This is a genomic window from Pseudomonas sp. BC42 (assembly GCF_021560055.1).
Taxonomy (GTDB): domain Bacteria; phylum Pseudomonadota; class Gammaproteobacteria; order Pseudomonadales; family Pseudomonadaceae; genus Aquipseudomonas.
The window spans coordinates 5,198,691-5,220,809 of sequence record NZ_CP091067.1 but is presented as its reverse complement, the minus strand read 5'-3'; the positions used below and the strand labels follow the sequence as shown (position 1 = coordinate 5,220,809).

Below are 22,119 nucleotides of genomic sequence, written 5' to 3'. Positions count from 1 at the left end.
TCTCGTGTTCCCCGGGCTGTATACTTGCGCTCTATTTGAGGAGCGCTCCATGGTTGAAGATGTTGAACTGAATCGCCTCTACTGGCACAGCCGTCGCGGCATGCTTGAGCTGGACGTGTTGCTGGTGCCGTTCGTCAGGGAGGTGTACCCGCATCTCGATGAGACTGATCGCGAGTGCTATCGCAAGCTGCTGGAGTGCGAGGATCAGGACATGTTCGGCTGGTTCATGGAGCGCAGCGAGTCCGAGGACCCTGAGCTGCAGCGCATGGTTCGCATGATTCTGGACCGTGTCCAACCCAAGTAGCCTGTTCGAGTGCCGCTGGCGTGCTTCAAGGCAACTGCTGGCGGCCTACCTGATGGCCCAGGCATTAGCCGTGGCGGCCATTTTTCTTTTGCAGTGCGCGCCTGTCGCCCAGTTCCTGGGATTGTTGCTGTGCCTGTTGCATGCCGGTTGGGTGCTGCCTCGACAGATTCTCCTGACTCACCCCCGGGCGTTCACCGGCTTGCGGCATTCGGCACAGGGCTGGCAGTTGTGGAGCCCGGCCAAGGGTTGGCAGGCGGTGCAGCTGCGCCCTGACAGCCTGGCGTTGCCGCTGATCGTGGTCCTGCGTTTTCGTGTGCGCGGCGAGCCGTGGGTGCGTTCTCTGTGCGTCCCGCGGGATGCGCAGGCGGCCGACGTGCATCGGCGCCTGCGGGTGCGGCTCAAGTTCGGCCGGCGTAGGTGGGCGGCTGCAGAATAGTGTCCCGGGCCTCGGGCAGCAGCTGCGGGTAGTCGAGTGTGTAGTGCAGGCCGCGGCTTTCCTTGCGCTCCATGGCCGAAAGGATCATCAGCTCGGCGACCTGGGCCAGGTTGCGCAACTCGATCAGGTCGCGACTGACCTTGTAGTTGCTGTAGAACTCGTCGATCTCATCCAACAGCAGGCGCACCCGATGCTGAGCCCGTTGCAGGCGCTTGTTGGTGCGCACGATACCCACGTAGTCCCACATGAATCGCCGCAGTTCATCCCAGTTGTGCGCAATGATCACGTCTTCGTCGGAGTCGGTGACCTGGCTCGCGTCCCAGGCGGGCAGGGCGGCGGGAATCGAGACCCGGGGCAGTTGCTCAAGGATGTCGGCGGCTGCCGAGCGGGCATAGACGAAGCACTCCAGCAGCGAGTTGCTGGCCATGCGGTTGGCCCCGTGCAGGCCGGTGAAGCTGGTTTCGCCGATGGCGTACAGGCCGGGCACGTCGGTGCGGCCCTGCTGGTCGACCATCACCCCGCCACAGGTGTAGTGGGCCGCCGGTACCACCGGGATCGGCTGCCGGGTGATGTCGATGGAAAACTCCAGGCAGCGTTCATACACCGTCGGGAAGTGGCTTTTGATGAACTCGGCCGGCTTGTGGCTGATGTCCAGGTAGACGCAGTCAATCCCCAGGCGCTTCATTTCGTGGTCGATGGCCCGGGCGACGATATCCCGCGGAGCCAGTTCGGCCCGTGGATCGAAGCGCGGCATGAAACGTTCGCCGTTGGGCAGCTTGAGGTGGGCGCCTTCGCCGCGCAGGGCCTCGGTGATCAGGAAACTCTTGGCCAGCGGGTGATACAGGCAGGTAGGGTGGAACTGATTGAATTCCAGGTTGGCTACCCGGCAGCCCGAGCGCCAGGCCATGGCGATGCCGTCACCGCAGGCGCTGTCGGGGTTGCTGGTATAGAGGTAGACCTTGGCCGCGCCGCCGGAGGCGAGAATCACGAAGCGCGCGCCGAAGGTATCGACTTCGCCGGTGCCGCGATTGAGCACGTAGGCCCCCAGGCAGCGGTCGCCTTCCAGGCCCAGGCGCTTTTCGGTGATCAGGTCGACGGCGACCCTTTGCTCCAGCAGCTCGATGTTGGGGTGTTGTCGGGCCTGGGCCAGTAACGTCTTGAAGATCGCCGCGCCGGTGGCGTCTGCGGCATGGATGATTCGTCGGTGGCTGTGGCCGCCTTCGCGGGTCAGGTGGAATTCGAAGCCGCTTTCATCGCTGCCGGCGTCTTCGTCCCGGGTGAAGGGGACGCCTTGGTCGATCAGCCATTGGATGGCTTCACGGCTGTGCTCGACGGTAAAGCGCACCGCATCTTCATGGCACAGGCCGCCACCGGCATTGAGGGTGTCATCGACGTGGGACTCGACGGTGTCGGTATCGTCCAGCACGGCTGCTACACCGCCCTGGGCCCAGTAGGTCGAGCCGTTGGCCAGGTCGCCCTTGCTCAGGACGGCAATACGCAGGTGGCTGGGCAGGTTAAGGGCCAGGCTCAAGCCGGCGGCGCCGCTGCCTATCACCAGAACATCGTGTTGAAACTGTTGGCTCATTTGAAGGATTCCGCTCAAAGCGACCCAATACGGGGTTGGCGCAAGACGCCTGAATCGGCGAGTCAAAGCAGCCATACAGCCCACTAGTATATAGAGGGGGGGATCGGCACAATAGTCGCGCCTTCATGGCGTTGTGCGACTTCGCTGAGCAAAAGCGTTGCTCTCGGCCAGCCTCTACTCGCGGCGTTCCAGCTTCCGCGCGGGCTGATCGAAGAAGTAAGGCGGTTTTTCTCTTCACCGTTACACAATCTTCGTTCGGCACAGCTATAAAGATTGGGAACTTTTGCCAAGGCCCCAAACTCAATAGAAGGTTGCCTGAAAGAAGGGACAGCGTCGGTTCTGGCCAGGGTTTGCAGTCTGTCCCTTGTGACGGAAATCGACGACAGGATTATTCGCGCAGCCGGCCTTGCCCGCGCTGCGTTTTTCGTGCGTGCCGGATCAGAGCCCGCAGGAAACTTGCTTGGAGGGGGAGAACTTTTGCGAAAAGCCCGAGTCTATGTTTGCAAGCCTGATCGATTAGTGATGCAAGCCTCCTCCGAGCTTATCGAGGAGTGTTCATGCTAACCCAGGAAGAGGATCAGCAGCTGGTCGAGCGCGTTCAGCGTGGCGACAAGCGAGCGTTCGATCTGCTCGTGCTGAAATACCAGCACAAAATTCTCGGGTTGATCGTGCGTTTCGTGCACGACACCCATGAAGCCCAGGATGTCGCACAAGAAGCCTTTATCAAGGCTTACCGTGCACTAGGTAATTTTCGGGGGGACAGCGCGTTCTATACGTGGCTGTACCGTATCGCCATCAACACGGCGAAAAACTATCTGGTTTCACGCGGCCGCCGGCCGCCGGATAGCGATGTCAGTTCTGAGGATGCGGAGTTCTATGACGGCGATCATGGCCTGAAGGATCTCGAATCGCCGGAACGCGCATTGCTGCGGGATGAGATCGAAGGCACCGTCCATCGAACCATTCAGCAACTACCTGAAGATTTGCGTACAGCCTTAACTTTACGTGAATTCGATGGTCTGAGTTACGAGGACATTGCCAGCGTCATGCAGTGTCCGGTGGGTACCGTGCGCTCCCGGATTTTCCGCGCTCGGGAAGCCATCGATAAAGCCCTGCAGCCGTTGTTGCAGGAAACCTGAGACAGCGGCGACAGCCAAGAGAGGAACCGCCATGAGTCGTGAAGCCCTGCAGGAATCGCTGTCCGCGGTGATGGATAACGAAGCGGACGAACTGGAATTGCGTCGGGTATTGAATGCCGTCGACGAAGTGGAAACCCGTGAGACCTGGGCTCGTTATCAAATCGCCCGGGCGGCCATGCACAAGGAGTTGCTGCTTCCGCGTCTGGACATTGCCGCTGCCGTTTCTGCAGCCCTGGCCGATGAAGCTGTACCGGCCAAAGCGTCTCGTGGACCTTGGCGCAGCCTGGGTCGTCTGGCAGTGGCTGCGTCTGTGACCGTAGCGGTACTTGCTGGCGTACGTCTGTACAACCATGACGAGATCGCTGGTGTTGAGCTCGCTCAGCAAGCGGGTCAGCCAACCCTGGCTGCTCCACAAGTCAAAGGCCCTGCTGTATTGGCCGGCTACAATGAGAGCTCGGAAGCCACCGGCCCCATGGCCAATGGCGTATTGCAAGGGCAGCCCGGCTGGCACGACCAGCGCCTGCCAAGTTACCTGCGTCAGCATGCTCAGCAAGCTGCACTCAAAGGCACTGAAAGCGCACTGCCTTATGCCCGTGCGGCGAGCTTGGAAAACCGCTAAGGAGGATCATGCGCGCCATACCTCTACTCTCGCTTCTGCTCAGTGGCTGGTTTGTGGTTCCAGCCCACGCCGACGAAGCCCAGGACTGGTTGCAGCGTCTTGGGCAAGCGGAACGCCAGCAAAGCTTTCAGGGCACCTTCGTTTACGAGCGCAATGGTAGTTTTTCTACCCATAACATCTGGCATCGTGTCCAGGATGGAAACGTCCGTGAGCGGTTGATCCAGCTTGACGGATCCGCTCAAGAGGTTGTGCGTGTCGATGGTCGTACCCAATGCGTCAGCGGTACGTTGGTGGCAGGGTTGGGGGATGCCCCGGACTCTGCGGCGCGTGCCCTGGATCCGCAAAAACTCAAGAATTGGTATGAGCTAGCCGTTATCGGCAAGTCGCGCGTGGCCGGGCGCCAGGCAGTGATCATTGCGGTTACCCCGCGAGACCAGCACCGTTACGGCTTCGAATTGCACCTGGATCAGGAAACCGGCTTGCCGCTCAAGTCCCTGTTGTTGAACGACAAGGGGCAACTGCTCGAGCGCTTCCAGTTCACCCGTCTGGACACCGCAAATATCCCGGATGACAACGAGCTGCGCGCCGGCCCGGACTGCAAGCCGGTGGCTCTGGACAGCGACAAGGCCTCGGCGATCAAGAGCACTCGGGCCTGGCACTCCGACTGGTTGCCTCCGGGTTTCGAGTTGACCAGCAGCAGCGCCCGCAAGGATCCGCAAACCAAGTCCGTGGTCAACAGCCTGCTGTATGACGATGGTTTTGCGCGTTTTTCCGTGTTCCTCGAGCCGCTCAATGGCGAAGCGGTCACCGATACTCGTTCTCAGCTGGGGCCGACGGTTGCCGTATCACGGCGCCTGACCACCCCCGAAGGCGAAATGATGGTCACGGTGGTCGGGGAGATTCCCATTGGCACCGCCGAACGTATTGCTCTGTCCATGCGCTTCGATGCCGCCACCCAGCAATGAACCTTTATTGGTTGTGTAAGAGGTCAGTCATGGCTCACCCACAATTGAGAAGATGAAATGTCTGGTGAGCAATTTCATTTGCAAAATCCACAAAGTTTTTTTATAGGTCAGAACCCCCTCGGTTCTGACCTTATTTGTCGTTCCTGGAGCAAAAGTGCCACCCCTGTCTTTTCGGCATTTGCTGCTCCATATCGCTTAACCACGCTCGTCGTAACGGGAGCCGTATGTCGATACCACGCTTGAAGTCCTACTTCACCATTCTTGCCACCGTACTGGTGCTGGGGCAGGCCGTGTCTGCCCAGGCCGCCGAGTTGCCTGATTTCACCCAACTGGTCGAGCAGGCCTCGCCCGCAGTGGTGAACATCAGTACCACGCAGAAACTGCCTGATCGCCGGGTTTCCAACTCGGCGCAGATGCCCGACCTGGAAGGCTTGCCGCCAATGCTGCGGGAGTTCTTCGAGCGCGGCATGCCCCAGCAGCGCTCCCCGCGCGGCGATCGCCAGCGTGAGGCGCAATCCCTGGGTTCGGGCTTCATCATCTCCCCGGATGGCTACATCCTCACCAACAACCACGTGATTGCCGATGCGGACGAGATCCTCGTGCGCCTGGCCGACCGCAGCGAATTGAAAGCCAAGCTGATCGGCACCGACCCGCGCTCCGACGTGGCGCTGCTGAAGATCGATGGCAAGGACCTGCCCGTGCTGAAACTGGGCAAATCCCAGGACCTCAAGGCCGGGCAATGGGTCGTGGCCATCGGTTCGCCGTTCGGCTTCGACCACACCGTGACCCAGGGCATCGTCAGCGCCATCGGTCGCAGCCTGCCGAACGAAAACTATGTGCCGTTCATCCAGACCGACGTGCCGATCAACCCGGGCAACTCCGGTGGTCCGCTGTTCAACCTGGCCGGTGAAGTGGTGGGGATCAACTCGCAGATCTACACCCGTTCCGGTGGCTTCATGGGCGTGTCTTTCGCGATCCCGATCGACGTGGCAATGGATGTTTCCAATCAACTGAAAACAGGTGGCAAGGTCAGTCGTGGTTGGCTGGGCGTGGTGATTCAGGAGGTCAACAAAGACCTGGCTGAATCCTTCGGCCTGGAAAAACCTGCCGGTGCACTGGTGGCGCAGGTTCAGGACGGCGGCCCGGCAGCCAAGGGCGGCTTGCAAGTGGGCGATGTGATTCTCAGCCTCAATGGCCAGCCCATCGTCATGTCGGCGGACCTGCCGCATTTGGTGGGCGCGCTGAAGGCCGGGGCCAAGGCCAATCTGGAAGTGATCCGCGAGGGCAAGCGCAAGAACGTCGAGCTGACCGTCGGTGCTATTCCCGAGGAAGACAAGGACCTGAGCATGCTGCCCAAGTCCGGAGTCGAGCGCAGCAGCAACCGTCTCGGCGTGGCCGTGGTCGAACTCAACGATGAGCAGAAGAAAGCCTTCGACCTCAAGGGGGGCGTTGTCATCAAGGAAGTTCAGGATGGTCCTGCTGCCCTGATCGGTCTGCAACCGGGCGACGTGATCACTCACCTGAACAACCAGGCGATCACCACCGCGAAGGAGTTCACTGAAATCGCCAAGGCGCTGCCGAAGAATCGTTCGGTGTCCATGCGTGTTCTGCGTCAGGGGCGCGCCAGCTTCATTACCTTCAAGCTGGCCGAATAACCCGCCAGCCTTCAGGGTTGCCCAATAAAAAGCCCGCCTCGTATGAGGCGGGCTTTTTTATGGTCACGCTCCAGGTCAGCGCATCATGTCCTTGACCATCTGCTCCTGATCCATCATCTCGCGCTGACGCGCATCGATTCTCGACGACAGGGGGAAGTTGCTGCCGGCCCGGCGCTTGGCGAAGTCCAGCTGCTGGATGGCCTGGCGATAGTCGCCGACCAGAGCGAAGTACTCGGCCCGGGCCTGGTGCAGGCCGATGATGTTGCCGGACAGGCCGCGGGTTTCCGCCACCAGGTACCAGACGTCCGGGTCATCCGGGCGACTTTTCAGCAGGCCTTCCAGGGCTTTTTCCGCGTCCGCCGGGCGGTTCTGCTTGAGTAGAAGGTCAACGCGGACCTGGTTCAGCGGATAGTTGCCGGGGTAGAGGTTGAGCATTCGCTCGACCCGGCTTTGCGCATCCGGCAGGCGGCTGTTGGCCATGTCCAGCTCGATCTGGGCCAGGTTGTAGGTGATGTCATTGGGTGACTTGGCCAGCAACGGCTTGAGGTTTTCCCGCGCCTCGTTCCATTGGCTGCCCTTGATCTGGGCGATGGCCAGGCCATAGCGCGCGATGTCGTTCTTCGGGTTCTCGTCGAGCTGGGCGCGAAAACGCTTGGCAGCCAGGCCCGGGGACTCCTCATAGTTGAGTTGTACCCGGGCCCGAATCAGTTGATAGCGCAGGCTGTCTTCGGTGCCGCCCTGCTTGGCCTGTTCCGCGCGGTTGCGGGTGTCGGCGATCCGCGATTCGGTAACCGGGTGGGTCAGAAGGAATTCCGGCGGCTTGGCATCGAAGCGGTACTGGCGCATCAGGCGCTCGAACATGGTGGGCATCGAACGCGGATCGTAGCCGGCCTTCTCCAGATTAAGGATGCCGATACGGTCGGCTTCCTGCTCATTCTGTCGGGAGAAGCGCCGCTGTTCCTGGATCGCCGCTGCCTGGGTGCCGGCGATGGTGGCGATCCCGGCATCCCCGGCACCGGCGGCGGCGATCACGATCCCCGCCAGCAGCGCGGCCATCATCGGCACCTGCATGCGTTGCTGGGCCTCGACGCCGCGGGCGAAGTGCCGCTGGGAAAGGTGCGCCAATTCGTGAGCCAGTACCGAGGCATATTCGCCTTCGGTCTGGGCGTTGAGGAACAGGCCGCCGTTGACTCCGACAATCCCGCCGGGAGCGGCAAAGGCGTTGAGCTGCGGGCTGTTGATCAGGATGAACTCCAGGCGCCGGTCATTGACCTGGCTGGTTTCCACCAGTTTGTAGACGCTGGTTTCGACGTAGTCCTTGAGCTGCGGGTCGTTGAGCTGCGAGACCTGGCTGCGCAGCAGCGCCAGCCAGGCGCGGCCCAGCTGGTGTTCCTGTTGTGGCGAGACAATGGCTGAACTGGCATCACCGAGTGACGGCAGGTCGTCGGCGAAGCCCGGTGAGGCGAGCAGGCAAGCGAGCGTCAGCAGGGTAGGGCGCAATAAATTCATGCACAAAGCCTTATTCGACAAAGGCTCTACTGTAGCTGGCCGCTGGTCCGGGGACCAGACAAAGGCGGTGAAAACTCTGCGGATCCAAGGTGCTTTCTGGCAAATTCCAGCGTCTACCCCATAAGCCCTTTGTCACAGCGGTGTGTGTTTGGGGCAAGGCTTGTTTATTGCCGGGGGCTTGAGCTTGCAGGGTATTCTAGGCGCCTGAATTCATGATCGGAGTAAGTTCAATGACCGATGTTGTCGCCCATGATGCCGAGCTGGACGCCAGCGGGCTCAATTGTCCGCTGCCGCTGCTCAAGGCCAAGATGGAACTCAATCGCCTGGCCAGTGGCGCGGTGCTCAAGGTCATTGCCACCGATGCCGGGTCCCAGCGCGACTTTCGCACCTTTGCCCGTCTGGCCGGTCATACCCTGCTGCACGAAGAGGACGATGCCGGGGTCTATCGTTACTGGCTGAAAAAGGCCTGACGGCCGCTCATCGATTTCACCTAAGGATCATTGATGTTCAAAGTGCTACGCGACTGGATACAGCGCTACTTCTCGGATGAAGAGGCGGTGGTGCTCGCCGTCCTGCTGTTCCTGGCCTTTACGGCGGTGCTGACCCTGGGCGGCATGCTGGCGCCGGTGTTGGCGGGCATGGTCCTGGCGTACCTGATGCAGGGGCTGGTGGTGAGCCTGGAGCGCCTGCGCCTGCCGGGCGGCGCGGCGGTGGGACTGGTATTTGCCTTGTTCATGGGCTTGTTGCTGGTCTTCATCCTGGTGGTGGTGCCGTTGCTCTGGCACCAGTTCGTCACCTTGTTCAACGAGTTGCCCGGGATGCTCGCCAAGTGGCAATCGCTGTTGCTGCTGTTGCCCGAGCGGTACCCGCACCTGGTGTCGGACGAGCAGGTGCTGCAGGCCATCGAGGTGGCCAGGGGCGAGATCGGCAAGTTCGGGCAATGGGCGTTGACCTTCTCCCTGTCCAGCCTGCCGTTGCTGGTGAACATCATGATCTACCTGGTGCTGGTGCCGATCCTGGTGTTTTTCTTCCTCAAGGATCGGGCGATGATCAGCCGCTGGGTCATCGGCTATCTGCCGCGGGAGCGGACCCTGATTACCCGGGTCGCCCACGAAATGAACCGGCAGATCGCCAATTACATCCGCGGCAAGGTCATCGAGATTGTCATCTGCGGTGGCGTCACCTACATCGCCTTCGTCGCCCTGGGCCTCAACTACGCGGCGTTGCTGGCGCTACTGGTCGGCATTTCGGTGGTGGTGCCCTATGTCGGCGCTGTGGTGGTGACGGTGCCGGTGGCGCTGATTGCGCTGTTCCAATGGGGCTGGAGCGACCAGTTCATCTACCTGATGGCGGTCTACGGGATCATCCAGACCCTGGATGGCAACGTGCTGGTGCCGCTGCTGTTCTCCGGTGCGGTGAACCTGCACCCGGTGGCGATCATCTGTGCGGTGCTGCTGTTTGGCGGGCTGTGGGGGTTCTGGGGGATTTTCTTTGCGATTCCCCTGGCCACCTTATTCAAGGCAGTGCTGGATGCCTGGCCTAGAAAGGACCCGGTGGTGGCGCCTTTACTCTAGATACGCGGGGCGGCTGATTCAGCCGCCCCGGTCATTTCAGGCCTTGTTCAGGGCCTGGGCCGCGGCCAGTACGGCGTCGACGTGGCCTGGAACCTTCACCCCGCGCCATTCCTGGCGCAGAACACCGTCCTTGTCGATCAGGAAGGTGCTGCGGTCCACGCCCAGGTATTCCTTGCCGTAGAGCTTCTTCAACTTGATCACGTCGAACAGCTGGCAAACGGCCTCGTCCTTGTCGCTGATCAGTTCGAAGGGGAATTCCTGCTTGCACTTGAAGTTCTCGTGGGACTTCAGGCTGTCGCGGGAAATGCCGAAGATTTCGGTATTGGCAGCCTGGAAGGCGGCGTATTGATCGCGAAAGCCCTGGCCCTCGGTGGTGCAGCCCGGGGTGCTGTCCTTGGGATAGAAGTAGATCACCACTTGCTTGCCCTTGAGACCGGACAGGCTGACGGTCTGGCCGCTGGTGGCAGGGGCCTGGAAATCGGCGACGGGTTGGTCGATAGCAACGGCCATGGGAGCTTCCTTACATGGGGTTCTGTGGGCGCCAGGGTTCGATCAGCGCATCGAGGTTCATGGCATCGGCAAAATCCAGGAACTGATCGCGCAACCAGCTGATCTGGGTGCCGGCGGGCAGGGTCACGGTGAAGGTGGCGTTGAGCATGGTGCCCCCGGTCTGCGGAGCCTGGTAGGTATCGCAGGTGAGGTTTTCCAGCTCGACATGGTGGTCGATGAAGAATTGGCACAGCTCATTGACGATGTCCGAGCGGTACGCCGCGCTGACATAAGCCACATAAGGCAGAGCCTGAGGGCGGCTTTCCAGAGCTGCGCTGCGCACCACATTGACGGTGAAGGCGTGCTTCTTGGCCAGGAACGGCAGGCTGCTCTCCAGGCGCGCCAGGGCGTCCCAGCTGCCGGAAATCTCCAGCACCAGGGCGCTGCACTCGCCATGCCGGGTCAGGCGCGAGGTCACGACGGCGCAGCGGTTTTCATGGCTGGCGCGGCACAGGACGTTGGTCAGCTCCATGGGGTTGGCGCCGAGGGCACTGATGACAAGGAATTGTTCGCGAACTGTGGGGGTGGACATGCAGCATTCCTAAAGCGATGAGCGGTCGATACTTTTGACAAGCCAGTGCCGGGCAAGCGTCGCCAGCGACTTCTCAGGGCCCCGGAGTACCAGCCGGCGACAGGTCCCGAAACATCCGGAACAGGGGCTGGCAAGGCAGGAATGGGGCTTTGGAGAAGCGACAGGCAGGCGATAACCCGGTTTACACGCTTATCGGTAGCGATCAAAGCCTGAAGGGTAGCGAAAACCATCGCTCAGGGGAATGCTCACGGCGCGGGACTTCGCTTGTGCAAGGAACTTGGCGCCAGTACCATTACCGCTCTCTTTTTCCGGCAGGAGCGGTTGCATGATTGCGGGCAGTATGGTGGCACTGGTCACACCCATGGATGCACAGGGAAATCTCGACTGGGACAGCCTGAGCAAACTGGTGGACTTCCACCTGCAAGAGGGCACCAACGCCATCGTGGCGGTCGGCACCACAGGTGAGTCGGCCACTCTGGATGTCAACGAGCACATCGAAGTGATTCGTCGGGTGGTGGCCCAGGTTGCAGGGCGCATTCCGGTGATTGCCGGTACCGGCGCCAACTCGACGCGTGAAGCGATCGAACTGACCACCAACGCGAAGATCGCCGGCGCCGACGCCTGCCTGCTGGTGACTCCGTACTACAACAAGCCGACCCAGGAAGGCCTGTACCAGCATTTCCGCGCCATTGCCGAGGCCGTGGACATTCCGCAGATCCTCTACAACGTTCCAGGCCGTACCGCATGCGACATGCAGGCCGAGACCGTGATCCGCCTGTCCAGCGTGAAGAACATCATCGGCATCAAGGAAGCCACCGGCGACCTGCAGCGGGCCAAGGCGATCCTGGCCGGCGTGCCCAGCGATTTCCTGGTGTACTCCGGCGATGACGCCACTGCCGTTGAACTGATCCTGCTGGGCGGCAAGGGCAATATCTCGGTGACCGCCAACGTCGCGCCCCGGGCCATGAGCCAGATGTGCGCCGCGGCCATGGCCGGCGACGCCGCCAAGGCCCGCGAGATCCACGAAACCCTGATGCCGCTGAACAAGACACTGTTCATCGAATCCAACCCTATTCCCGTGAAATGGGCCCTGCACGAAATGGGCATGATGCCGGACGGTATCCGTCTGCCGCTCACCTGGCTCAGTGCCGCCTGTCACGAACCGCTGCGGCAGGCCATGCGCCAGTCCGGCGTCTTGGTTTAATTGAGGAAGTACAACGCATGAAGCGAATGGCCGGACTTTCCGCACTTGCCTTGATTATCTCCAGCACCAGTGGCTGCGGTTGGATCTGGGGCCCGGAAGGCTACTTCCGTGACCGGGGTAGCGATTACCTGCAAGCGCAACAAACCGCACCGATGCAATTGCCGCCGGATGTCCAGACCTCCAAGCGTCTTGACCCATTGCTGCCGATCCCGCGCAACGTCGCGGACGACAACGTCAAGGGCGAGTACCAGGTGCCTCGTCCGCAGCCGCTGTCGGCGATTGCCGACGCCAGCGACTACACCCTGCAGAAGAGCGGTGATTCCCGTTGGGTCATGGCCCAGCATCCACCGGCCGAAGTCTGGCCAGTGGCGGTGCAGTTCTTCCAGGACAACGGCTTCCGCCTGGATCAGCAGCGCCCGCAAACCGGCGAATTCACCACCAGCTGGCAGCGTTCCGACGAGCTTTCCGCGGCTGTGGCCAAGCGCCTGAGCAGCGCCGGCGTTGCCGCCGACAGCGAAACCCGCGTGCGGGTGCGCATCGAGCCGGGCGTGCAGCGCAATACCAGTGAAGTCTACGTGGTCAGCGCCGAGCGCCCTGCCGGCAGCACGGCCGACGTGGAGTTCACCAACCGCTCACTCAACACCGGCCTGGACGCGGCGCTGGTGGACGACATGCTGGCCAGCATGAGCCGTACCGCCGAGAAAGGCGGTTCGGTGTCCCTGTTGGCGGCTCGTGATTTCGATACCCCAAGCCGGGTCAGCCTCAGCGAAGACGGCAGCGGCAACCCGGTGCTGAACCTGGGCGCCGACCTCGATCGCGCCTGGTCCAGCGTAGGCCGTGCCCTGGAGCAGGGCGAATGGCGGGTTGAGGACATCAACCGCAGCCTGGGCCTGTACTACATCAACCTGGCGGAAAAAGCCGAGAAGAAAAACGACGAGCCGGGCTTCTTCGGCAAGTTGTTCGGCAGCAAACCGGCCAAGGAAGAGATCGAAGCCCGCGCCGAGCGCTATCAGGTTCGCCTGAGCAAGGTCGGCGACAACGTCCAGGTCACCGTCGAGAAGAACATCAATACCGTGGCGCCGGCCGATGTGGCGCGCAAAGTGTTGGGCGTGATTCAGGACAACCTGGGCTGATCAGATGCGTTTTGCCGTTCTCGGCAGTGGTAGCCAAGGGAATGGCACGCTGATCGCCAGTGCTGACACTTACATTCTGGTGGATTGTGGTTTCTCCCTGCGGGAAACCGAGCGGCGCCTGCTGCGCCTGGGAGTCCATCCCTCGCAGTTGAGCGCCATCCTGGTGACCCACGAACATGCCGACCACGTGCATGGCGTGGGTTTGCTGTCTCGGCGCTACAATCTACCGGTCTACCTCAGTCAGGGAACCCTGCGCGGGATGCGCAAGCCGGTCGAGGCGGCGGGTTTTGTCCGTGGTGGCGAGCCACTGCAGATCGGCACCTTGCGCATTGACGTGATTGCCGTCGCCCACGACGCCCTGGAGCCTACCCAGTTTGTCTTCAGTGACGGCCAGCGGCGTTTCGGTCTGCTGACCGACCTGGGTTCCTACTGCGCCGGCGTACTGGAAGGCTACCGTGGCCTGGATGCCTTGATGATCGAGGCCAATCACTGCCGTGACCTGCTGGCGCGCGGTTATTACCCGTACTTTCTCAAGCAGCGGGTGGGTGGCGACCAGGGACATTTGAACAACCATCAGGCCGCAAGCCTGGTGGCCGAATTGGGATGGCAGGACCTGCAGCATCTGGTCCTCGCCCATCTGAGCAGCAAGAACAACCTGCCGCAGCTGGCCCGGCAATGTTTTGTCGACACCCTCGGGTGTGACCCGGACTGGCTGCAACTGGCCGATCAAGATTCAGGGCTCGACTGGCGTCACATCGCCTAGCCCACCTACGTAGCAAGCGGAGCCCATCATGGAAAAACGTGAAGAACTCTACCGCGGCAAAGCCAAGTCGGTTTACAAGACCGATGACGCCGACCGCTTGATCCTGCTGTTTCGCAACGACACCTCGGCGTTCGACGGCAAGCGCATCGAGCAGCTGGACCGCAAGGGGATGGTGAACAACAAGTTCAACGCTTTCATCATGCAAAAACTCGAAGCCGCCGGCATTCCGACCCAGTTCGACAAGCTGCTGGGCGACAACGAGTGCCTGGTGAAGAAGCTCGACATGATTCCGGTGGAGTGCGTGGTGCGCAACTACGCGGCCGGCAGCCTGGTCAAGCGCCTGGGTGTGGAAGAGGGCATGAAACTCAACCCCTACACCTTCGAACTGTTCCTCAAGGACGACGCCAAGGGCGATCCGTTCATCAACGAATCCCACGTGGTGGCCTTCGGCTGGGGCACCGCCGAGCAACTGGCGCGGATGAAAGAGCTGTCGCTCAAGGTCAACGAAGTGCTGAGCAAGCTGTTCGATGACGCCGGCCTGCTGCTGGTGGACTTCAAGCTGGAGTTCGGCGTGTTCAGCGACGGTTCCATCGTCCTGGGCGACGAGTTCAGCCCGGACGGTTGCCGTCTGTGGGACAAGGACACCAAGAAGAAAATGGACAAGGATCGCTTCCGCCAGGGCCTCGGCGATGTCATCGAAGCCTACGAAGAAGTGGCCCAGCGCCTCGGCGTACCGCTGTAATCGACGCAAGCATCTGATAGCACGGAAAAAATTCGCTCAAGGGGCTTCGCTTCGAGCAAATGTGCTGTTATGATGCGCGCCGTTGGAGAGATGCCAGAGTGGCCGAATGGGACGGATTCGAAATCCGTTGTACCTTCACCGGTACCTAGGGTTCGAATCCCTATCTCTCCGCCATACAAATGAAAGCCCCGGAAATCATCGATTTCCGGGGCTTTTTTGTTGCCTGCGTTTTTTGCCAACGCGTCGGACACGTCCTGTTCCAGGGCGCCACCGGTGCTCGGCGCCGGTGGCCATGACCCCTGCCTTAAGCCGTGTTGTTCATCCGTTGCCTGTCCCCACAACCTGACGTGGCCGCTGCACATTCAAGTGCCGAGGTTCATCGGTACTTGGCCAACTGTTTTCAAGTGGCGGTCGATGAATAACGCCGGCAGTTCCTATGCATTAACAGCTATTGATTGACTTGATAACGGTCTAACTCGTGGCCGATGTTCTTGTTGTGGGAAATTTCCCTGTGTTGTCTGGGAGTATTCCTGTAATTCGAATCGGTGTGGTCTTGATCTAAAAAAATCAGTGCTTGGTTATTGTAGTCGCTGCTGACATGCCTGGTCCGCCTTTCGAACTATAGGGGGATTTTAAAACTGGAAGTCAGCAGCGCTCATACACTTTCAACAGGGTAGGGCGAGTGTTCTTTCTACTGTGGTGACAAGCACTTTGTCGACTTTCAGATAAGGAAGGTTCTTGCCCGTCATCCTTTGAGTTAATTGGAAAAGGAAATCAGATGAAACGCAAGTCCCTCGTCTCAATGGCAACTTCCGGGTTGATGTTGGCCGCATTGATCCCGACGTTCGCCCAGGCAACCGATGGTATTGTGAACTTCAGCGGCAGCATCACAGACGTGACCTGCGAGATCAACGGCAAGGCCCCGGGTGAAAACAACGTAACTAACGTTGAACTGGGTACTTTTCTGCCTACGCACTTTGCAACTATCGGCACCACTTCCGACCTGAAACCTTTTGAACTGAAACTCTCGGGCACCAACTGCAAGAATGACTCCAAGGTGTCCATCGAGTTCGACCAGGTCAATAACATCGATCCTGCAACAGGCAACCTCAAGCTGATCGGCAGCGCTCCGGCCACCGGCGTGCAGATCCAGATCTATAACGACAACGCCGCCCAGCCGCAGAAAATCGTCCTTGGCCAGGCCGAAACCTCGCCACAGGTGGCAAAGGTTTCCGGTAATACCGCCACCCTCAAGTACAAGGCCGCTTATGTGTCCACGGCTGCTTCGGTCGGAGCCGGTTCGGGTATCTCCTTTATCCGCTACACCCTGGCTTACCAGTAACAGCCTTTAGTCTTTAAGGGGCAGGTCATGGCGCCGACAGCGCGTTTTGTTCATTCTCTCGTTCTCGGTGTCATGTTCCTGGGGCTGTTCTCGGTAACTGCACAGGCCGGGATAGTTCTTCAAGGCACCCGCTTGGTTTATCCATCCGATGCCCGGGAAGTTACCTTGAAAATAACTAATACCGGGCCTGTCCCTCTTTTGGCGCAAAGCTGGATTGATAAAGGCGAGGCCGATAAGTCTCCCGAAGAAATAAAAGTGCCTTTCCTCTTGGCACCGGCGGTCAGTCGCCTGGAGTCGGGCGGGGCTGCCGTACTGCGTCTTTCTTATTCGAAGGAACCCTTGGCAACCGATCGCGAGACATTGTTCTGGTTGAATGTACTGGAAACTCCACCGCGTAAGGAAAACGAAGAAAACGTACTGCAGTTTGCCTTTAGGACACGGATCAAGATCTTCTTTCGTCCTCGCGATCTGGCAGGAAATGTCGATACGGCAGGAGAAAAACTCAAGTGGGAGTTCAACCCTGCGGCTCGCTTGAATAGCACTGCCCAAAGTGCGCCGGTAGCTGTGGTGAAAGTCTCCAATCCAACGCCTTACTACGTGTCTTTCGGACGTCTGGAAGTTGTACAGGGCGGGCGACAGTTCCCGCTCAAGCCCGGCATGGTCGCGCCGTTCGCCGATGAGTCGTTTGCCTGGCCGGCAGCGGCTGCGCAGGAGCCGGGCAAGGCCTCCATTCACTATGAAGTGATCAACGATTTCGGCGGCCGCCGGCTGCTTGAGCGCCCGCTGCTCTAGTCGGTTTCTTGATTCAACTTCGCTGGTTTATCAGGTCGCCCATGCTTGGGCGCGTTGGGATGTCGTTATGTTCAGTGTTCAGTGCCAAGGGCGCGGTGTATCCGCGCGCCCCGGGGTTGTGTGCGGCCGGGGCTCTGTTCCGTTTGTATGGGCTCTGTGTCTGGGCGCGACCTTGCTGGGCAATTCCACAGGCCTGACGGCGAACGAGGAGAACCACGACCCTGAACAGGGCCAGCGGGTGCTGTTCGACAGCCAGATGCTGTTTCAAGGAACCCAGACCCCCATCGACACCTCACGCTTTGAACATCCGGGCTACATCGCGCCGGGCAAGTACCTGCTCGACCTGTGGGTGAGCGGCCAGTGGCGGGCGCTGCAGGAAATCGAGTTCCGGGCCAGTGACGAGCCCCAGGGCAGCCAGCCGTGTTTCGACCGGAGCCTGTTGCAGACGCTGGGCATCGACCTGAAAAAAGCCGACACCGCCCTGGGAACCGCAGCCACCCACCCGCTCCAGGGCGCGGCAGCGTTCTGCGGCGAGCTGGACAGTTACATCCCCGGGGCCAGCAGCCGGATCAATATCGCCGAGCAGAAGATCGAGCTTTCGGTGCCGCAGTACTTCCTGCAGGCGAACCTGTCGAAGACCTATGTCGACCCCGCCAGTTGGGATCCCGGGATCAGCGCCGCGGTACTCAACTACAACAGCAACCTGTTCAGCTCCCAGAGTCGCGGGCAGAGCCAGACCCACGGTTACGCCGGACTCAACCTGGGGCTCAATGTCGGGGCGCTGCGCTTGCGTCACAGCGGCACCGCGACCTGGTCGCCTGAGCTGGGCGGCCGCTATCAGCGAGGCTACATCTACGCCCAGACCGAGCTGCCGGACTGGCACTCGCAGTTGCTGGTGGGGGAAAGCGTCATGGATGCCGATCTGTTCGATTCGGTGTCGTTTCGCGGCGTTCAGCTGGCCAGCGATTCGCGCATGCTGCCCGATACCCAGCGTTACTACGCGCCGCAAGTCCGGGGCACGGCCAACAGCAACGCCAAGGTTTCGGTGTACCAGCGTGGTTACCTGATCTACGAAACCTCGGTCGCGCCGGGGCCTTTCGAAATCTCCGACCTGCAGGCCGCGAGCTTCGGTGGCGATCTGGAGGTGACGGTGACCGAGGCCAATGGCCAGGTCAGCCGCTTCACCGTGCCCTTTGCCACCACCGTGCAACTGCTGCGCCCGGGCACTTCCCGCTACAGCCTGACCCTCGGCCAGGTGACGGACCCGGGGCTGGGAGGCTCCGAGCAGTACGTGGCCCAGGGCACCTTGCACCGCGGTCTGGACAACCAGTTGACCGGCTATGTCGGCACCGCGCTGACGGGCAGTTACATGTCGGCCCTGATCGGCAGCGCGCTGAACACCTCCGTGGGCGCCTTTGCCCTGGACCTGACCCAGGCCCGCACCGAACTGCCCGGCAACGGCAGCCTGCTGGGCTCGAGCCTGCGCCTTTCATACAGCAAGAACCTGCCGGTCAGCGGCACCCAGTTTTCCTTGTTGGCGTACCGCTATTCCACCAGCGGTTTTCTGGGCCTGCACGACGCCATTGCCGTGCAGGACTATGTCGAGCGTGGCGCGCAGGTCGAATCGTTTTCCCGGGTGCGGGACCGTCTGGACGTGAACATCAACCAGCAACTGGGCAAGGGCGGCGGCCAGCTCTATGTCACCGGCTCCAGCCTCAAGTACTGGAACCGCCAGGGCCAGGCCCTGAACTTCTCCCTGGGCTACGGCAATCAGTGGCGGGGCAACAGTTACTCGTTCATGGCCCAGCGCATGCGCGCCACCAGCAATGGTCCTGGGCGCGGTGCCGGCGCGGACAACACCTATTTCAGCTTCAGCCTGTCGATTCCCCTGGGTCGCGCGGGACGTCGGGGAACGACGGTCAACGCCTATGCCAGTCACGACCGGAACTCCGGCGCGCATTACACCAGCGGGATTTCCGGGGCGCTGGACCAGGACGGTGATGCCACCTATGCGGTGTCCGCCTCCCATGATCAACGCCAGCGCGAAACCTCGACCAACGCCAGCTTCAACTACTTCATGCCCGAGGTTTCCCTGAGTTCGAGCTTTTCCCAGGGCAGCGATTACCGCCAGCAATCCCTCGGGGCTTCCGGGGGCATGGTCCTGCACCAGGGCGGCCTGACGTTCTCCCAGACCCTGAGTGAAACCTCGGGCCTGGTGTACGCGCCCCACGCCAAGGGGGCCCGGGTCGGCTACGCCGGGACGCGGGTGGATGAGCGCGGCTATGCCGTGGTGCCGAGCCTGAGCCCCTATCAACTGAACACCGTGGACATCGACCCCAACGGTATCGCCGACGATGTCGAACTGCAGGTCAGTTCGCGCAATGTTGCGCCGCTGGCGGGCGCCGTGGTGCGGCTCAACTACCCGACCCGCAGAGCCCGGGCTTTTCTGATCGACAGCCGTCAGCCCAATGGCCAGCAACTGCCGTTCGCTGCCCTGGCGGTCGAGGTGTCCAGCGGCGTCGAGCTGGGGGCGGTGGGGCAGGGCAGCCGACTGGTGCTGCGCTCCGAGCAGGACCAGGGGACCTTGCGGGTGGAGTGGGGCCACGAGCCCGGCCAGCAATGCCTGATCGACTATCGATTGCCCCCCCGCGATCCGGCGTCCGCCAGCAGCTACGAATTGCTGCAGCTGCCCTGCCGCGCGGTGCCGCCTGGTGATGCCGATTCCGTGCTGTCGGGGAGCGCTGCCGATGCGTAACCCATGCCAATGCAGCCTTGCCTGCCGGGGACTCAGGCGACTGGCGGGGCTGCTGCTTGCTTTCAGTGCCGGGGCCCAGGCGGATCTGTCGATTGTCGGTTCGCGATTCATTTATCCCGCCGGGCAGTCGGCGCTGACCATCCGCGTCGGCAACGTCGGTCAGGCGCCGATCCTGTTGCAGGCCTGGTTGGACAAGGGCGATGCCCAGGCCAACCCCAGCGAACTGGCGGTGCCGTTCGTACTGTCGCCGCCGATTTCCCGGCTTGAGCCCATGCAGCGGGCGGCCCTGGTGCTGCGCTACAGCGGTGAGCCGCTGCCCGGCGACCGCGAGTCGGTGTTCTGGGTCAACTTTCTCGAAGTGCCGTCCCGGCTGCCGACGAGCGAGAACGTCCTGCGCCTGGCCTACCGCATGCGCATGAAGCTGCTGTATCGCCCCGAGGGCCTGGCGGGCACGGCGGACCAGGCCGTAGCACAACTGCGCTGGCGCTTCAGCGCCGCGGCCAAGGCCAGGAACCAGGCCGCGCTGCTGGTCAGCAACCCGACACCCTATTACGTGTCGTTGGCCCAATTGACCCTGGGCAGCGGCGCTCCAGCCATCACCCGGCAGGGGATCACCGTGGCGCCCTTGGGCACCACGCGGATCGACCTGCCCGACGTACAGGCGATCACCCCGGATCGGGCGGTGATTCATTACCAAGTGGCAACAGACAGCGGGGAGACGCTGAGTGGAAGTGCGCGGATACAAGACTGAAGTGGCCTCGGACAAGGGGGCGCGCGGGCCGATTTGCGGTCGCTACGTGGGGACCCGGCCAGGCGTATCCAGAGGCTGTTTGAGTCTGCTGCTGATGCTGCCATGCCTGGCGACTGCTGCCGTCTACGTACCCAATGCGGGACAGGCGATGCGTGACATCCAGGCCACGCAGCCGGCCTTGCCGGAGTCGTCGGAGCCTGAGTTGGACCTGCCCGCGGTCAAGCCGCCGAGCGCCCCGGCCCAGGCGCCGGACAGCTCCGGTCTCCGTTTGCTGGTCAAGCGGTTCGAAATCGTCGGCAACCGGGCGATCGACAGCCAGACGCTGCTGCCACTGCTGGCGGATCTGCAAGGCCAGGAGCTGGACCTGAACCAGTTGCGGGCCGCGGCCGAGCGCCTGACCGGCTACTACCAGAGCCAGGGCTACATGCTGGCCCGGGCGTTCCTGCCGGCTCAGGACATCGAAGACGCCGTGGTGCGCATCGAAGTGCTGGAGGGGCGCTACGGGCGTATCGAGCTGCACAACAGCTCCCGGGCCCGGGACGCGGTGATCGCAGGCCCCTTGTCGGCCCTCAAGAGCGATGCCCCGGTGCACAGCGATGACCTGGAACGCAGCCTGCTGCTGTTGAGCGACCTTCCCGGGGTGCGGGTCAAGGGCACCCTGCGTGCCGGCGAGCAGCGCGGCACCACCGACCTGCTGGTCGATGCCGGGCCCGGGCCCTGGGCCAGCGGCAGCCTGGAAGCCGACAACTACGGCGGCTACTACACCGGCGAATATCGCCTGGGGGGCAGCCTCAACCTCAACAACCCGCTACGCCTGGGCGACCAGCTCAACCTGCGCGTGCTGGGCAGCGACGAGGATCAGCGTTACTACCGCGCCGCCTACAAACTGCCGCTGGGGCCCCGGTCCACCAGCCTGGGCGTGGCCTATTCGCACATGAGCTACGAGCTGGGCCGGATCTTCGAGCCCCTGCAAGCCCATGGCCAGGCCAGCATCGGCAGCGTGTTTGTCACCCAGCCGCTGATCCGCAGCCGCAGCTTCGATCTCAGTGCCCAGTTGCAGTACGAGGACAAACGGCTGCGGGACGACATCGACCTGTTCGAAACCAGCAGCCGCAAGCATGTGGAACTCTGGACCCTGGGCCTGAACGGCAACTCCCAGGACGGGGTGTTCGGCGGCGGGCAGAACTTCTTCGACCTCACTTATGGCAGCGGTCGCCTGAGCCTCGACGGTGCCGAGGCGCAATGGCTCGATCGCTTCACCGCCGCAGCGGCCGGCGGTTTCCAGAAGCTCACGTTCAACGGCGCGCGCCTGCAGTACCTGAGCCCGCGCTTTCAGCTCTATGCCCAGCTCAACGCGCAGTGGGCCGGCTCCAACCTGGACAGTTCGGAGAAGTTCGGCATTGGCGGCCCCTTCGACGTGCGTGCCTATCCCCAGGGCGCCGGCAGCGGCGACCAGGGATGGCAGGCCAGCCTGGAGTTGCGTTACGCCCTGGCCCCGCGCTGGCAGCTCAAGGCCTTTGTCGACCACGGCGCGGTGCAGCTCAACAAGCTGCCCTGGACTCGCGAAGACAACCGTCGCCAGCTCTCCGGCGCCGGTGTCGGCGCCACGTGGAGCGGGCCTTCGCAGCAGATCAGCCTGACCAGCGCCTGGGCGCTGGACAACAACCAGGAAGGCAATGGCCCCGAGCGCACCCCGCGCATCTGGGCCAGCGCCACCCAGTATTTCTGAAGGCTTGCGTGTGCTTCGGATGCTGTCCCGTCCTGCAAGGG

At 61.9% G+C, this 22,119-nt stretch carries 21 protein-coding genes and 1 tRNA gene; 18 read left to right on the top strand and 4 right to left on the bottom strand.

Going from position 1 to position 22,119, the window contains the following annotated elements; all coding sequences use genetic code 11:
* The first annotated feature begins 49 nt into the window (after positions 1-49).
* Together L1O02_RS23505 and L1O02_RS23500 are read left to right on the top strand one after the other, a co-directional pair.
* Positions 50-304, top strand: coding sequence for a succinate dehydrogenase assembly factor 2 (locus L1O02_RS23505; protein WP_016963899.1), 255 nt, complete (start codon positions 50-52; stop codon positions 302-304).
* Entirely contained in the window at positions 288-740 is a 453-nt protein-coding gene (locus tag L1O02_RS23500) for a protein YgfX (RefSeq protein WP_235758810.1), read from the top strand. The genes L1O02_RS23505 and L1O02_RS23500 overlap by 17 nt, the downstream gene beginning before the upstream one ends.
* Here the strand turns inward: L1O02_RS23500 and nadB are convergent.
* The gene (gene nadB / locus L1O02_RS23495) at positions 703-2,325 is read right to left on the bottom strand and encodes an L-aspartate oxidase (protein ID WP_108544674.1); all 1,623 of its coding nucleotides are present in this window, start codon (positions 2,323-2,325) and stop codon (positions 703-705) included. The two genes, L1O02_RS23500 and nadB, sit on opposite strands and share 38 nt — an antisense overlap.
* Positions 2,326-2,882: 557 nt before the next feature.
* Here nadB and rpoE point away from each other — a divergent pair.
* From rpoE to L1O02_RS23475, 4 genes are all read left to right on the top strand, one after another.
* Positions 2,883-3,464: an RNA polymerase sigma factor RpoE gene (gene rpoE, locus L1O02_RS23490; protein WP_007930230.1), complete on the top strand. Its 582-nt coding sequence runs from the start codon at positions 2,883-2,885 to the stop codon at positions 3,462-3,464.
* Between the two features lie 31 nt (positions 3,465-3,495).
* Complete coding sequence (locus L1O02_RS23485) at positions 3,496-4,083, top strand: anti sigma-E factor RseA C-terminal domain-containing protein (RefSeq protein ID WP_016963902.1); 588 nt, start codon at positions 3,496-3,498, stop codon at positions 4,081-4,083.
* Between the two features lie 8 nt (positions 4,084-4,091).
* Positions 4,092-5,048 carry a MucB/RseB C-terminal domain-containing protein gene (locus L1O02_RS23480; protein WP_108544676.1) on the top strand — a complete coding sequence of 319 codons (957 nt, stop codon included), beginning with the start codon at positions 4,092-4,094 and terminating at the stop codon, positions 5,046-5,048.
* A 224-nt stretch (positions 5,049-5,272) separates the two neighbouring features.
* Positions 5,273-6,703 (top strand): DegQ family serine endoprotease, encoded by a 1,431-nt coding sequence (locus L1O02_RS23475; RefSeq protein ID WP_060837995.1) that lies wholly within the window; start codon positions 5,273-5,275, stop codon positions 6,701-6,703.
* Positions 6,704-6,778: 75 nt separating this feature from the next.
* Here L1O02_RS23475 and L1O02_RS23470 read toward each other — a convergent pair whose 3' ends face one another.
* A complete protein-coding gene (locus L1O02_RS23470; RefSeq protein WP_047302467.1) occupies positions 6,779-8,212 on the bottom strand; it encodes a M48 family metalloprotease in 1,434 nt (477 codons plus the stop codon).
* A 230-nt stretch (positions 8,213-8,442) separates the two neighbouring features.
* Here L1O02_RS23470 and L1O02_RS23465 point away from each other — a divergent pair, with 230 nt between their 5' ends.
* Together L1O02_RS23465 and L1O02_RS23460 are read left to right on the top strand one after the other, a co-directional pair.
* A complete protein-coding gene (locus L1O02_RS23465; protein ID WP_060837996.1) occupies positions 8,443-8,682 on the top strand; it encodes a sulfurtransferase TusA family protein in 240 nt (79 codons plus the stop codon).
* 33 nt (positions 8,683-8,715) lie between these two features.
* A complete protein-coding gene (locus L1O02_RS23460) occupies positions 8,716-9,786 on the top strand; it encodes an AI-2E family transporter (protein ID WP_060837997.1) in 1,071 nt (356 codons plus the stop codon).
* A gap of 36 nt (positions 9,787-9,822) precedes the next feature.
* Here the strand turns inward: L1O02_RS23460 and L1O02_RS23455 are convergent, their stop codons facing one another.
* Both L1O02_RS23455 and L1O02_RS23450 read right to left on the bottom strand, forming a co-directional pair.
* Positions 9,823-10,296, bottom strand: a complete 474-nt coding sequence (locus L1O02_RS23455; protein WP_060837998.1) for a peroxiredoxin — start codon at positions 10,294-10,296, stop codon at positions 9,823-9,825.
* A gap of 10 nt (positions 10,297-10,306) precedes the next feature.
* Positions 10,307-10,867, bottom strand: coding sequence for a glycine cleavage system protein R (locus L1O02_RS23450; protein ID WP_016963909.1), 561 nt, complete (start codon positions 10,865-10,867; stop codon positions 10,307-10,309).
* 325 nt (positions 10,868-11,192) lie between these two features.
* Between L1O02_RS23450 and dapA the strand changes: the two genes are divergently transcribed.
* The 10 genes from dapA to L1O02_RS23400 all read left to right on the top strand — a co-directional run bounded on the left by dapA (position 11,193) and on the right by L1O02_RS23400 (position 22,078).
* Complete coding sequence (gene dapA, locus L1O02_RS23445) at positions 11,193-12,071, top strand: 4-hydroxy-tetrahydrodipicolinate synthase (protein WP_060837999.1); 879 nt, start codon at positions 11,193-11,195, stop codon at positions 12,069-12,071.
* 17 nt (positions 12,072-12,088) lie between these two features.
* Positions 12,089-13,204: an outer membrane protein assembly factor BamC gene (gene bamC, locus L1O02_RS23440; RefSeq protein WP_047302471.1), complete on the top strand. Its 1,116-nt coding sequence runs from the start codon at positions 12,089-12,091 to the stop codon at positions 13,202-13,204.
* 4 nt (positions 13,205-13,208) lie between these two features.
* Positions 13,209-13,967 (top strand): MBL fold metallo-hydrolase, encoded by a 759-nt coding sequence (locus tag L1O02_RS23435; RefSeq protein WP_060838000.1) that lies wholly within the window; start codon positions 13,209-13,211, stop codon positions 13,965-13,967.
* Positions 13,968-13,995: 28 nt separating this feature from the next.
* Positions 13,996-14,709, top strand: a complete 714-nt coding sequence (gene purC, locus L1O02_RS23430) for a phosphoribosylaminoimidazolesuccinocarboxamide synthase (RefSeq protein ID WP_060838001.1) — start codon at positions 13,996-13,998, stop codon at positions 14,707-14,709.
* 84 nt (positions 14,710-14,793) lie between these two features.
* Positions 14,794-14,883, top strand: a tRNA-Ser gene (locus L1O02_RS23425).
* Positions 14,884-15,487: 604 nt separating this feature from the next.
* Positions 15,488-16,051 (top strand): fimbrial protein, encoded by a 564-nt coding sequence (locus L1O02_RS23420; protein ID WP_060838002.1) that lies wholly within the window; start codon positions 15,488-15,490, stop codon positions 16,049-16,051.
* Positions 16,052-16,078: 27 nt separating this feature from the next.
* A complete protein-coding gene (locus tag L1O02_RS23415; RefSeq protein WP_060838003.1) occupies positions 16,079-16,843 on the top strand; it encodes a fimbria/pilus periplasmic chaperone in 765 nt (254 codons plus the stop codon).
* A gap of 256 nt (positions 16,844-17,099) precedes the next feature.
* On the top strand, positions 17,100-19,598 hold the full coding sequence (locus L1O02_RS23410; protein ID WP_235760266.1) for a fimbria/pilus outer membrane usher protein: 2,499 nt from the start codon (positions 17,100-17,102) through the stop codon (positions 19,596-19,598).
* The gene (locus L1O02_RS23405) at positions 19,591-20,349 is read left to right on the top strand and encodes a fimbria/pilus periplasmic chaperone (protein ID WP_060838004.1); all 759 of its coding nucleotides are present in this window, start codon (positions 19,591-19,593) and stop codon (positions 20,347-20,349) included. Before L1O02_RS23410 ends, L1O02_RS23405 begins: the two co-directional genes overlap by 8 nt.
* A 94-nt stretch (positions 20,350-20,443) precedes the next feature.
* On the top strand, positions 20,444-22,078 hold the full coding sequence (locus L1O02_RS23400) for a ShlB/FhaC/HecB family hemolysin secretion/activation protein (RefSeq protein WP_235760265.1): 1,635 nt from the start codon (positions 20,444-20,446) through the stop codon (positions 22,076-22,078).
* The last annotated feature ends 41 nt before the right edge of the window (positions 22,079-22,119 follow it).

Bases quoted from the DNA above. Each gene is read 5' to 3' on its own strand.
- rpoE (WP_007930230.1), top strand. From the start codon at position 2,883: ATGCTAACCCAGGAAGAGGATCAGCAGCTGGTCGAGCGCGTTCAGCGT.
- L1O02_RS23505 (WP_016963899.1), top strand. From the start codon at position 50: ATGGTTGAAGATGTTGAACTGAATCGCCTCTACTGGCACAGCCGTCGC.
- L1O02_RS23455 (WP_060837998.1), bottom strand. From the start codon at position 10,296: ATGGCCGTTGCTATCGACCAACCCGTCGCCGATTTCCAGGCCCCTGCC.
- purC (WP_060838001.1), top strand. From the start codon at position 13,996: ATGGAAAAACGTGAAGAACTCTACCGCGGCAAAGCCAAGTCGGTTTAC.
- L1O02_RS23485 (WP_016963902.1), top strand. From the start codon at position 3,496: ATGAGTCGTGAAGCCCTGCAGGAATCGCTGTCCGCGGTGATGGATAAC.
- L1O02_RS23410 (WP_235760266.1), top strand. From the start codon at position 17,100: ATGCTGTTTCAAGGAACCCAGACCCCCATCGACACCTCACGCTTTGAA.
- L1O02_RS23470 (WP_047302467.1), bottom strand. From the start codon at position 8,212: ATGAATTTATTGCGCCCTACCCTGCTGACGCTCGCTTGCCTGCTCGCC.
- L1O02_RS23480 (WP_108544676.1), top strand. From the start codon at position 4,092: ATGCGCGCCATACCTCTACTCTCGCTTCTGCTCAGTGGCTGGTTTGTG.
- L1O02_RS23475 (WP_060837995.1), top strand. From the start codon at position 5,273: ATGTCGATACCACGCTTGAAGTCCTACTTCACCATTCTTGCCACCGTA.
- L1O02_RS23405 (WP_060838004.1), top strand. From the start codon at position 19,591: ATGCGTAACCCATGCCAATGCAGCCTTGCCTGCCGGGGACTCAGGCGA.
- dapA (WP_060837999.1), top strand. From the start codon at position 11,193: ATGATTGCGGGCAGTATGGTGGCACTGGTCACACCCATGGATGCACAG.
- L1O02_RS23420 (WP_060838002.1), top strand. From the start codon at position 15,488: ATGAAACGCAAGTCCCTCGTCTCAATGGCAACTTCCGGGTTGATGTTG.
- L1O02_RS23435 (WP_060838000.1), top strand. From the start codon at position 13,209: ATGCGTTTTGCCGTTCTCGGCAGTGGTAGCCAAGGGAATGGCACGCTG.
- L1O02_RS23415 (WP_060838003.1), top strand. From the start codon at position 16,079: ATGGCGCCGACAGCGCGTTTTGTTCATTCTCTCGTTCTCGGTGTCATG.
- bamC (WP_047302471.1), top strand. From the start codon at position 12,089: ATGAAGCGAATGGCCGGACTTTCCGCACTTGCCTTGATTATCTCCAGC.
- L1O02_RS23460 (WP_060837997.1), top strand. From the start codon at position 8,716: ATGTTCAAAGTGCTACGCGACTGGATACAGCGCTACTTCTCGGATGAA.
- nadB (WP_108544674.1), bottom strand. From the start codon at position 2,325: ATGAGCCAACAGTTTCAACACGATGTTCTGGTGATAGGCAGCGGCGCC.
- L1O02_RS23465 (WP_060837996.1), top strand. From the start codon at position 8,443: ATGACCGATGTTGTCGCCCATGATGCCGAGCTGGACGCCAGCGGGCTC.
- L1O02_RS23400 (WP_235760265.1), top strand. From the start codon at position 20,444: ATGCTGCCATGCCTGGCGACTGCTGCCGTCTACGTACCCAATGCGGGA.
- L1O02_RS23450 (WP_016963909.1), bottom strand. From the start codon at position 10,867: ATGTCCACCCCCACAGTTCGCGAACAATTCCTTGTCATCAGTGCCCTC.